At 65.0% G+C, this 11,959-nt stretch carries 4 protein-coding genes; 2 read left to right on the top strand and 2 right to left on the bottom strand.

Translation table 11 applies throughout. The features are described from left to right. The coding region (locus AB0O15_RS27770; RefSeq protein ID WP_364323914.1) for a hypothetical protein at positions 1 to 188 on the bottom strand (188 nt) is incomplete at its 3' end. Between AB0O15_RS27770 and AB0O15_RS27765 the strand changes: the two genes are divergently transcribed. Together AB0O15_RS27765 and AB0O15_RS27760 are read left to right on the top strand one after the other, a co-directional pair. Next, positions 174 to 9,953, top strand: coding sequence for a hypothetical protein (locus AB0O15_RS27765; protein WP_364323912.1), 9,780 nt, complete (start codon positions 174 to 176; stop codon positions 9,951 to 9,953). The genes AB0O15_RS27770 and AB0O15_RS27765 overlap by 15 nt on opposite strands. 104 nt (positions 9,954 to 10,057) lie before the next feature. Continuing rightward, the gene (locus tag AB0O15_RS27760; RefSeq protein ID WP_364323910.1) at positions 10,058 to 11,119 is read left to right on the top strand and encodes a hypothetical protein; all 1,062 of its coding nucleotides are present in this window, start codon (positions 10,058 to 10,060) and stop codon (positions 11,117 to 11,119) included. Between the two features lie 69 nt (positions 11,120 to 11,188). Here the strand turns inward: AB0O15_RS27760 and AB0O15_RS27755 are convergent, their stop codons facing one another. Beyond that, the gene (locus tag AB0O15_RS27755; RefSeq protein WP_364323908.1) at positions 11,189 to 11,959 is read right to left on the bottom strand and encodes a DUF5995 family protein; all 771 of its coding nucleotides are present in this window, start codon (positions 11,957 to 11,959) and stop codon (positions 11,189 to 11,191) included.

The raw sequence follows: 11,959 nt of genomic DNA, 5'->3' as shown, positions 1-11,959 counted from the left end.
TAACATCCGACTACCACACCGATCGCGAGCCGTCTCCTGTGCATGCCCCGAGCCTGGGCCCGGCGCAGGTGCTTGATCGAGGCGGACGCCGTGTCGTAGCACTGGTTTCGCCGGACGAGTTGCAGCGAATCTTCGAGCACGGCAATCTGCCCGTCGGCAAGAATAAGTTTCCGATGATCCTGGTGCATGGCGTGGCCGCGGACGGCCGGCTGCGGGTCACAGAGGGCACGGGCGAAAGACTGGTCACACCCGAGGAACTGCACGAGCTGACGGCACCACATCTGCCCCCGGGTGAGACGGTGTGGCTGTTGTCCTGCGCCGGCGGTTTGCCGAACGGCATCGCGCAGCGGTTCGCCGAGGCCCGCGAGAGCGACGTGGTGGCAGCGGTCGATGACGTCACCGCCGGCGCCACAGCACCCGGCCGCGACGGCGCGGTCCTGGTCACCAAGGGCGGCCAGAGCTGGCTACTGTTCGTTCCCTCCAACCGCACCCTCGGGCGCGACGTCTGGGATGTCGTGAACGAAGTAGACGGCGGCCGGCCCTTCGACGGCGTGACCGCCGAAGAGCCGACGGGCGCCACCGGCGGCGTCCGCCTGGCCGAAGGCACCGAGGGCGAAGCAACGAACGTTGAGCTGATCATGAACCAGCAGACGATCAATGATCTGATGCTGGAGACTGATTCCCGATCGAAAGTCCTCGCCGAGAACAAGTACCTCAAGATCGTGGTCGAGGAGCACGGCGGAAAATGGATACCGGAAGTGGTGACCAAGCCGGTCAAGATGTTCGCCGGCGACGTGGGGCATCTGGCGACCAGAGACGTCGAGCAGGCCCTGGACGAGATATTCGACTGGTTTGAGAGCATCGATCAGGAAACCACTCTGGATCAACTGAGGCATTACGGTTTCGCAGTCAAACACCTCGCAAGCATGGTCCGCGTCAGGCGACCAGACCCGGGGTCTCCGATCATCCTCGGAGTGCAATTCTCGGTGGGGACGCCACCGTACGTCGTTCCAGACTTCCTGACTTACGCACAAAGCACGAACTACAATCACGATGCCGAAGATCTGCTCGACCAGGCCCGCTCCTTTGCCGCACCGTACGGCGCTTCGGCCGGTCTCAACGGTAGGGAAGCAGAATCTCTTCAGGGCTTCATAACGCATCTTTACACCCATTTCGGTGCAGTAGTCAAGTCCTCGAAGAATGACGCTTGGAAGTCAAACCTGGTCGTTGTCGAACGTACGAACTTCGACGGCTATCGCGAAGGCCTTCCGAAAGACGTTCGGGATTACGTCGTGGAGCATGGCAAAGAAATCATGGATAGCATCACCCGCAGTTTCGAGCAGGAATTCCGCAATCCGGGAGGTGCCCTACTAAGGAACAGTCATCTGACTGCGGCCGACTACCTGCGGAGCGCGGTCGTTCCCGACGCCCAACCGGTGAATCAATACCAAGCTCTGGGGATCCGCTTTTATTTCCCAGAGTTGGACTACAACCGCGATTCCGACGGCGCGCCCCGGTTCCCAGAAGGCCTCGTGGTACAGGAGCTGCGGACGTATGGCCGCAATGTGCGATTGGGTTCCACGCGGGCGGCCCTCCAACAGAATCGTCGCGAGCTGCGTCAGGACGTGATGCGTCGTGTCGACCCGCTCGATCCCAGTTTCGGCCAGATCCGGGCCACTTTCGATATGGACGACGACGCGATGCGAAGTGGCCAGGATGGGCAAGTACGCGTCTTGGCCAGACTGATCGCCTCGCACGTGAAAATCAATCCTAAAACAAAACCCTTGAAGGCTCTCCGCGATTACAACATCATGCTTGAAGGCGGCGGCAGTCGAGCGTGGAGGGGCGCTAAGCACGCCCGGGACAAGGGTGATAATCGTGCGCGCGCCGTTTGGAGCGAGCTCAGCGCAGAACTGGCTGAACTCCTGACCGAGGAGGAACTCGCGGCCGTCGTGCCGATCTTCACCTCGCGTGGAGACGGTCCATCCATTGCCCCCGAAGGCATCCGTCCGGACGTGTCAAGCCCCAGCGACCGCCGCAAGGTTGCGGTGTGGGGCGTTCCGGAGGCTGCGTCAGCCATTCCGTCGACGCCGACCGCCGGCAACAACGCCACGCAGTCCTCTTCCACCGCCCGCTGGAGCGCGGAAGACAGCACGTCCGGCACCACTGCGAGGCCGCCCTTCCCCGTCACCCCTCACCACCTCGCCGACCACAGCCACCCCAACCGCGTCCTGCTCCTGCCCCCCGGCGACACCGACAACCAAACAGCCGCCAAGAACTACCACCTCGAACCCGACGAATACGGCGCCTTCGTCCACGCCGACAAACACGGCCCCCACCTCAACAGCCACCGCATCACCGAACAACAACTAGCCGAAATAATCGCCACCCACCCCGACTCAGCCGGCAAAAAACTCGTCCTCATCGCCTGCGGCCCCACAACCACCTACCTCAACAACACCCTCAAAGCCCTCCCCCACCACCCCAGCATCGCCGCACCAAACACCACCTACTACACCCCCATCAACCCCACCCCCGACCAACCCAGCGGCTGGGCCGCCACCCTCACCTACGACCACAACGGCACCCCCCACTTCACCCCCGGACACTTCAACATCGTCACCCGACAACCAGGAACCAACACCCTCACCCACACCACCCACACCACCCCCATCCCCGACCCCCTCCCCGCAAACCACACCACGACCTGGGCCGTCCAACGCCTACCAATCATCGGCCGCCCACAAACAGTCGAAATCACCCGCGAGCCCAGGGGAGACACCGCTGATGGCTTCTTCACGATTTCCGAGCGTCATATATCCGTGTCGGGGAAGGGATTGCCGGTAGGCACCCAGCTTGAAGATCTGACTCATGTGCGCTGGACTGCGACGCCGCACCCGAACGGCCAGCCGGGCGAATACGCGGTGACCTTCCACAGCCTCGAAGACGGCGACGACCACCTCCCCCTATGGTCGCAGGTGTATGCCTCGAGTCCCTTCACCGCAGAACAGGTCAAGGAGTCTCTTCCGCAGCCACGTTCCGCGATCCAAGGACGCCCCGGCTCTGAAGCGCTCCGTGAGGCTGTCCCGTCACCGCCCTTCGCTGCGGAGGCTCGGACACTTGATGAGGCCATCGGACGGGAACGTTCCATCAAGATTGCGTCGACTGCGGTTACGGTGTCCAAGGCGCCTCCCGCGGTGGTCTTCGCTATGGGGCTGTATCCGCCCGGCGGCGGTTCCGGGGCAGATGCCGTGACGGGCTGGCAGACGGACAGTCTCCGTGGCCGGCCCGAAGCGGGAAGTCACCTGTATATCGGCGTTTTCCGAGGCGGGCGCACGAGCAGTATCGGGTTCGACGTGGAGACCACGGGGTTGGTGCCGAGCGACGTCCTTGCCGGCGCATGGCCGATCAGCTCGATCGACGGCAACAACGTTGTGCTTGAGGAGTGGCAAGCGAACAGCCAGTTCGCGTCGGCGGCCCGGTCGGCCTTTGACCGAGACTTGTCGTTCGACCACGTCCGACGATGGTTCGCCGAGTTGAATCTCACCGTCCACGTCTCGGCCCCGTCGAATCGCCTTAATGCTCCCGAGTCGGATCGGCCGATTGTTTCACGCCTGGCGTCGGATGAGGTCTTTCACGGCTACGACGAGCTGATCCAGTCGCAAGCGACGGGGCTGTCGCTGGCCGGCGACACGAAGGCCGCAGCAAGTCAGCTGGTCAACTTCTTGGCCGATCAAGGACAGTTCTCCACACCAGACGTTGAAATTGATCAGCTAGGCAGCAGGGCTGGAAGTTTCTCCCGCGATGAGTGGGAAATATGGATCGACGCGGCAACGCGTGTTGAAGAACTAAGCACCGTTGTGCTCCATGAGACTGGTCACGTCGAGCAATGGTTCTCAGTAGCACGGATGGTCGCAGGCTGGGGCAGTCCGGACGTTCTGAGGATGTGGTTCCCTAGGACTCCTCAGCGCGTTCTGGACGCGGCATGGGCAAACCCGATGATCAGCGACGATCCCCAATATGGGCTCGCCGTAGCGATCGCGTCTGAAAACTTTCCATCGTCTGCAGGCGCAGACCTGAGGGTGTTGCGTAATCTGCTCGATCAACGTTTAGATCGGGCCATCGATAACATTGAGCGGGCTCTGAGTGACGGTGCCAGTCATCTGTCGCCCGACGTTGCCGACCAGCTCAAGATTTTGGGAGCTATCGCACGGTTGGCCATCGCAGCTGACTTTGCCTACCGCGAGAACGCGGCCGAAGCCGCCTCGTTCGGCCTGGAAGAGCTCCAAGCACGCTGGAATCGGGGCGGGCAGGAAAAGCCGCAGCAGGGCGCTCCGAACGGCACACAGTTCCTGCCCGACACAATAACGACAGCTATGAGTCGCGACGACGTAACTGTGCAACTCGCTCTGCTCGGCCCAGGCGGACGGCTCCGTGTTCCGGCCGACATGCTTGGTTTCGACCCAATCTTCTCCGATTCAGCGCTGGCGCATTTCAAGCTTGTTCGCGGACAGCAGCCCCGGTTCGAGGAGTGGATCGACTTCGTTAGTCCGATGGACATGGCCCGGCAGGGAATCTTCGCCGCCACATCCAAGCCGCGGGTATTCGAGTTTTACGCCTCCTGGGTCGTCGAAGTTTTGCCAACCGAAACCTGGTGGGTACGTCCCGCCGATTTCCAGGGTTCGCCTCCGTCGTTCGGTAGTGCAACCCCCCTGATCATGGTCGGCGCTGCCGGTGTTGCGACGTCGACAGTGGTCGCACTTGCCGTGCGATCCTTGGTCCGCGACTGGGGAGCGGACGCACTCAACGATCCCGCCATTCTGCAGATCCACGCCAACCCGGGAACAAACGCTTTTCAGGTCACGAAGGAGCTCTACGAGGCTGCGGGTGTCTCCATACGATCGTCCGAGGCCGACGGTTGGGCAGTTACAGCCTTGGGTCAGGACAGCCGAGACCTCTACTATTATGCGGGCAATGCAGACGCCGGATTCGTACTCGGTGATCTTGCTTCGAGGTTGATAACTGTGGCTGACGGATTGGGCAGCGCCGACGAACGGGTGTCATCCGCTCTGACCGACGTCTCTGCGTTGGCAGCGCACGTCGGCGCGGCATCCGTGAAAGGTCTATTCGATGCGGCTTATGCAGCTGCACGACAATACGGCCTCGACGGAATCACCACCGACCGGCTCATGGAGACTCGCCAGACCATCGATTCCGCTGTCAGCGACGGCCGACACGGATCACTCCTGTGGTCCACCATCGCCGAAGCATCGACCCCCGGGAGTGTCGCAGGCGGTCAGTCGACGCCGGCGACCGAAGCACACTCAGAGGACGTGCTTACCCTGCGGCCCCATAACAATGCCCCCTCCAGTCCCACTGTGAGGCCGCCCTTCCCCGCCACACCCCACCACCTCGCCGATCACAGCCATCCCAACCGCGTCCTACTCCTGCACCCCAGCGACACCGACAACCAGACAGCCGCCAAGAACTACCACCTCGAACCCGACGAATACGGCGCCTTCGTCCACGCCGACCAACACGGCCCCCACCTCAACAACCACCACATCACCGAACAACAACTAGCCGAAACAATCACCAGACACCCCGACTCAGCCGGCAAAAAAATCATCCTCATCGCCTGCGGCCCCACCACCACCTACCTCAACAACACCCTCAAAGCCCTCCCCCACCACCCCAGCATCGCCGCACCAAACACCACCTACCACACCCCCATCAACCCCACCCCCGACCAACCCCCCGGCTTCGTCGGCACCCTCACCTACGACCACAACGGCACCCCCCACCTCGAACCCGCACACTTCAACATCCTCACCCGCCAACCCGGAACCAACACCCTCACCCACACCACCCAACCCACCCCCATCCCCAACCCCCTACCCCCACCCCACACCACCACCAACTGGACCAAACCCGACCGCCAGCAGCGATCACAGACCTCCCCTCCCGCGCCTCCGGCGACTAGTCGGACCGGTGAGACATCGAGGGTTCGCCCGTCGATCGACGATGACGCGGCATCCGGAAGTGACGCGATCATGGCTGTGGCCGACGAGTCGGACTCAGACGTTGAGCGGCACTCCAGCCGAGGCCCTCGCGGCGCGATGAACCAGCAGGATGGTCAGTCCGGGTCGCGTCGGATCCTGCCGTCGAGTCAGGGCAAGCGGCGAGCCGAGTCCGGATCCGATCCTGGCGAGGGACCGAACAAACGCGCCAGGGGCGAGTTGCCCGCCGAGAACGGCTGGACGCCGGAATTCCGTACTCAGTACCGCATTGTGGCCGGCCGGTTCGAGCGGCTCCGCAACCCGTTCGCGCCGCGTGTCACCGGGACGATCCGGGAGCGGTACCCGCGCCCGTACGACCGGACCCCGGAGGAGCGGGCCGAGCAGTCGCAGAGGCATCTCGCTCTCGCCTTCTTCGATGTGCTTCACCGGCAGGGCCAGCAGTTGCCGACCGACGGCGGCGACGACGAGCTGGCCGGAGCCGATGACCGAATGAGCGACGGTGAGCTCAGCGACCCCGGGTCGAGTGACAGTGAGCTCAGCGACCCCGGGTCGAGTGACAGTGAGCTCAGCGATCTGGAGTCCAGCGATATCGAACTCCCCGACGCCGGTGAACGTGTCAGCGTCGACGACGACCGGATGAGCCGTGATGAGCCCAGTGAGGACGACTCGAGCACGTACGAGAGCGGTGATGAGCCCAGTGAGGACGACTCGAGCGCGTACGAAAGCGGCGGTGAGAGCGAAAACAGCACCGATGACGCGTACGGCGAGTCGGAACCGGAGAGTTCGGCATCCGAGCGGGCCGCCAAGCCTCAGCGGCGCCGAAAGTCTCGCCGGGCCGGCAAGGCCACCAAGGCGGAGGACCATGAGTACGAGATCCAGACCACGTGGTTGTGGCGCCGGATCCTGATTGCCTCCAACCAGAACTCGACGGTTGACGAGGCGGTCCGGCTGCTGGGCGAGCAGCCGGGCGAGACACCGGCCGAGCAATTCCGGTCGTTCCTGGCACTTGGGCACCCTGACGCCGGCCGTGGCCTCGGCGAGGATGGAAATGCGGCGACGAACTACAGGGACGGTTTGGAAGATGCGCACGTGAAATTGCGGGAGGGCTACGACGGGGACCGGCACAACGACACCACAGATGTTCTGCGGAACCTCAAGGGCTGGACGGTGGTCGAGGCCGAACCGCGGACCGAGGCCGAGCAGGAACATCTGCGCAACGTGCTGATCGGCGACGAATTCGCCGATCACATCGTCTTCGTCAGGCACTCGCCGGCCGACGGCGTGATGCACGCTGAACTCAAGAACATGATCGCGCTGCGTTCGCTGGATCCGAGCGAGGCGGGCCGGGTCCGCACGTACGGCAAATTCCGGCCGTGCATGGTGTGCTCGGGCGTGTTGCGTCACGCTGCCGACGCCGGATACGACGTGCGTTACAACCCCAACCACGGGGGTTTGCGTCACACCGCCATGCAGAACGTGGCGACGCACCTTCCTTGGACGATGCATCACCCTGGCGGTCGGCCCGGCAACTACATGCTCGACTACCTCAGGCAGAAGGCCAATGAGTTGGTCAGCTCGTCGGCGTACCGTCGTCAGCCTCCCCGACCAGGTCATTACGAGGGCACGCCGCACGGTCCGGAAAAGGTCGTCCACCCTCACGAGGCGCCGGCCAAGCCTGACAACACGCCGTCGAACAGTGAGGTCAGCGAGACCGAACAAGGGTTCGTCTCACGTCCCCGCAAAATGGTCGATCGCCAGATCAAGGTGTTCGACTCACTCGGGCGGCGCCGCCTGGGTGACAACCTTGCCCCGGCCGACAAGGCGGCGTTGCGAGACGCGTCGAGCCGTGACCGTACCGACCCGGCCGGTGCTGCCGGCGATGTCTTCAACCGCCTCGTCGAGCGCCATCTCGATGAAGGCATCGACATCGACGAGATCGCGCACGTGGCCGACCGGCACGCACCGTATTTGAGACTGCGGCTCAGGGGTGTGACAGACGCTGAGATCAACGCGGTGCGAGACGCTGCGAGGGCGTCCAAGCAGGGAAGTTTCTACCAGGATCTGAGCCGCCGGGTGAGGGCCCTCATCGATCGTGGTGCCGACATCAAAGACCTCGGCTGGGTAACCGGCCGGGACACGCAAGGTTTGCGAAGAAGCCTGGCGACTCTGGCCGCGCGAGAGAGCGTGCCGGAGCATCGGATCGCGCGCATCCGCGCCCTGGGCATGTCCGACGCCGAGATCGATGAGTTGCTGCGGGCCGCCGCCGCGGCTCGCGAGGATCACGCCCAACCAGTCGCCGATCGTTTCACCCGGCGGCTGAGGGATTTCCGCCGCCGCGGGGTCGGCATCGGGGACCTCGCACGGCTCACCGAACGGCCGGTGAACCAATTGGAGGAGCGGCTGGAGAAATTGGCCAAACGAGAGGCGGAACGGCAGAGGCGTGCGGAGGACTCCTACTTCACGCCGGCCGAGGTCGCAGAACTCAAGAGTCTGGCCGCAGCCACCAGAGGCACACGGAAGCGCTCACCGCAGCGGAACTTCACGGTACGGCTGCGTCAACATCTAGCGGCCGCACAAAACGATCACGAGCGCGGCGAGCGCATGCGTGAGCTGACGCGTATCACCGGGGTCCACCTGATTGACATCAACAACCGTGTCGACCTGCTCAACAAGCGCGAGCAAGAGGCCGGCCCAGCGCTCTGGAAGCAGTTGCTCGAAGGATGGCCATCCGGCTTCACCGAGCGCTGGCGGTCGTGGCGGGAAGGCCAGAACCTGATACAGCTACCGCACCCGGATCACGGGGTCCGCCGGGGTGGAGGGAACCGGGACAGTACGGGATCGAGCCTCGGACCACGGGCGGACGACGCTATTCGTAAGCTGCTCGCCGGCAAGGTCAGCGTTACCCGGATCGCCAAGGAACTGCACACCCACTACAGAGACATGGGTGCGTACGCCGACCGTCAAGGTCTTCGACCGAATTCCGCCGCGAATACGGAAGGCTTCGATGCCGTCCGCCTGCGGGCGCTGGCCGATGCGGCGTTGGACAATCCGCGTCGGCGTGCTGAATTCCTCGCCCATCTCGATGAGCTGCGTGCCGAGCCGAACCCCCATCCGATCAGCCGGCTGATCGCTGTCCTCCATTGGTCGGAACCCACGTTCCGCAGTTATCTCGCGCGGCGTGGCGACGTACAGATGTCCGGTGACGCCGCCCGGCGCGGTCTCCTCTATGACGAGTTGCACGCCGCTCTCCCGTCCGACTTCGCCCGACAGTGGCGGCAATGGAGACCAGGAAGACCGAACATCGCCGTGCCGAGGGACGGCTTCGGTCGTCGGGCCGACCGGCTCATCCTGGAAATGCTTTCGTACAACTATCCCGTCACCTATCTGTCGGATGATCTACATGTGTATGACCGGGGGTTCTCGGCTTACGCCAGGAACCTCACGGCAATGTCGGACGACAGCTCCGAGGAGGATTCCGCGTCCTCGGAGCTGTCGGTCACGATGTCGGGCATGCACCTGGATGGCGAGTCGTCCGACGCGGGTTCGGATGAAGATTCCGAGTTCGAGCCCGCTGGCGCAGGGGGTGGCAGCGGTTCGCGCGCATATGACCCGCAGGACTTCGAGGATCCGCAACGCATAGCGCGGGCTCGGCACGCTCAGGCGGCCGGTGAGGGTTCGAGCGGCGCCGCTCGAGCGGCCCGGCCGGCTGCCACGCTCAACGCCCGACAGAGCCGTGCATTGCGCACTGAGCTCGCGGCGGGCAGCTTCGACGGCTTCGCTGCCCTGGTCATCAGCCACCGTTCCCGAGGGGTCGGAGATGAGGAGATCGCCGCCGCCGCCGGCAGTGGCATGAACGCCGAGACGCTGGCGGAGATGTTGCCGCGCACCGATCGGGATTCGGAACCGGGCGGGCCCGAGGGCGGAACGGTGTGAGACGCCATCCCCCCGACCGGTGCCGTGCCGGGCCCGCTTCCCGAACCAATGGACGCCGTACGCCAGGCACTCCGTGCCGCACCCCGACTGTGAAGGAGTAATTCATGTTGGTATCCGAGGACATCGACGCGACCGTCCTTGGCCTCCACAATCTCGCTCTGGCGGCCGCCGGGCGGCTGTCCGGTGCGGTTCTGTCCGAGGTCCGGTGGCTGGTCGCCGACGGCCGGCTGGCCGAGGCGGCGGAAGTGTTTCTCGCGGGTGCGGCCGATGAGGGTGTGTCGATCTCGCCGTCGGAGGTGGCGTTGCTCGGGTCGCTCGTCTCCGTGGACGAGGTCGGCCCGGCCACGCCGCTGGTCGTGCGGAACGCCGGATCGGCGGCCCGTGAGTTCCTGGCGCTGGATCCCGAGCTGGTGACGGATGGCGCCGCCGTGCCCGTGCTGCTCGACCTGACCGCGGACCCCGCGACGCTGGAGCCGGCCGATGAGGTCGCCGTGGCCGCGGTCAAGGACGTCGGCGGCGCGTACGGCCTGTGGCGGTCCTGGCGTCTTCGGGATCCGGCGGAGCCGTACGGAGAACCGGTCCCGGTCTTCGTTCTGAAGTGCGTCGACGATCTGAGCGCCATCGCCGGCGGCGAGGTCCTCCAGTCCGCGTTGTCCGACGAGGGTGTCGGCGATGCCGAGGTGGAGGCGCTGGGTCCGGGCTCGCAGCCTCAGGCGTACCACCGTGAAGCCCTCGGCCGGTCGGCGCTGTTGTGGGCCGCGAAACCGCTGCGGCCGGTCACGGTGGCCCGGGTCTTCGACCGGTTCGATCCGCGCACCGGTCCGGCCTTCGACGTCGACCATCCGCTGCTCGCCGACTCGGACCAGCCGGCGCGTCTGCTGGACTACCTTCGCTCGTGCCCGGTCATGCTGACCACCACGCAGCGCGACGCGGACCTGTTCGACCAGTCGCTCGGACTCGTCGTGCCGCAGACCTTCACCACCGACGGCACGTTCGTCTGGACCGGTGCGATCCCCTACTACGCCGAGAACTACGGCATCGCTCCCGACCCGCGGCTGATGGACCACGTCAGGGCGAGCGACTACCGGGTGCCGCCCGTCGACGACGTCGACGTACATCGGGCGGTCGCCAAGCTGATGACTCCTCCGCCGATCGAGTCCGCCTGAGCCGGCGCGAATCGACGCAGCCGACCGGCGGCCCTGGCCTCCCCACGAAGCCGGGCCGCCGGTCGGCCTCTACTGCAGGAGTTCGCCCATCGGTGAGAGCAGCAGGCGTCCCAGCGCCGCCGTGGTCTCGTCGAGCGTGTCGCGGAAACGAGCCGTCGCCTGGACATCAGAGCGCAGCGTCCACAGCTTCTGGGCGTTGCGCCAGGCGACATTACGGGTGTACGCGATCGCCTCGCCCTGCCACCAGTCGTCCAGCTCGCCGTTCATGGTGTCCACCAGCAGCTGCCACTTGTCCAGGTAGCCGCGGCGCAGCTGAGGGATCGCGTCCGCGAAGATCTTGTTGATCTGCAGGTAGTCACGGTGCTGGGCGCTGTCGTCGGCCGGGCCCGGCCCGGCCTGGTCGAAGGTGCTGACCAGCGCGAACGCCAGGTCGAAGTTGATGTGCGCGTTCGCGCCGGCCGCGGCCGAGGGCAGGGGCCGGGCGTCAGGGCCGGCGACCCGGGCGAACAACACCTGCCACGTCCGCGGGCAGCCCGCGCCGCCGTCAGTGAAGCCGCGCAGCGCGTCGAAGTAGCGCCCGGAGAACTCGACGTCCAGCCGGGAGATGAACGCCGGGTCCTCGAAGCGCTTCTCGGAGAGCCGGGCCAGCACGTCGAGCGTGATGTTCAGGTAGAGCTTGTTGAAGTCGGCCAGCGGGTTTCCCGCCAGCAGCGGCGGCACCCGCTCCAGAGCATCCTGCAGCTTCGTCAGCTGGTCCACCACCGCCGGCACGTCCGCCGGCAGCCGCCCCAGCAGCGCACGCATGCGCTCATCCGCTGTCCCCCAGACCGATTCGGTCAC

The sequence above is a fragment of the Actinoplanes sp. NPDC089786 genome, from assembly GCF_040684855.1.
GTDB lineage: Bacteria > Actinomycetota > Actinomycetes > Mycobacteriales > Micromonosporaceae > Actinoplanes.
Note: the sequence above shows the minus strand (reverse complement) of the source record. Positions and strands in the feature narration are given on the sequence as shown.

Coding starts and splice junctions, on each gene's coding strand:
- AB0O15_RS27765 (WP_364323912.1), top strand. CDS start 174: ATGATCCTGGTGCATGGCGTGGCCGCGGACGGCCGGCTGCGGGTCACA.
- AB0O15_RS27760 (WP_364323910.1), top strand. CDS start 10,058: ATGTTGGTATCCGAGGACATCGACGCGACCGTCCTTGGCCTCCACAAT.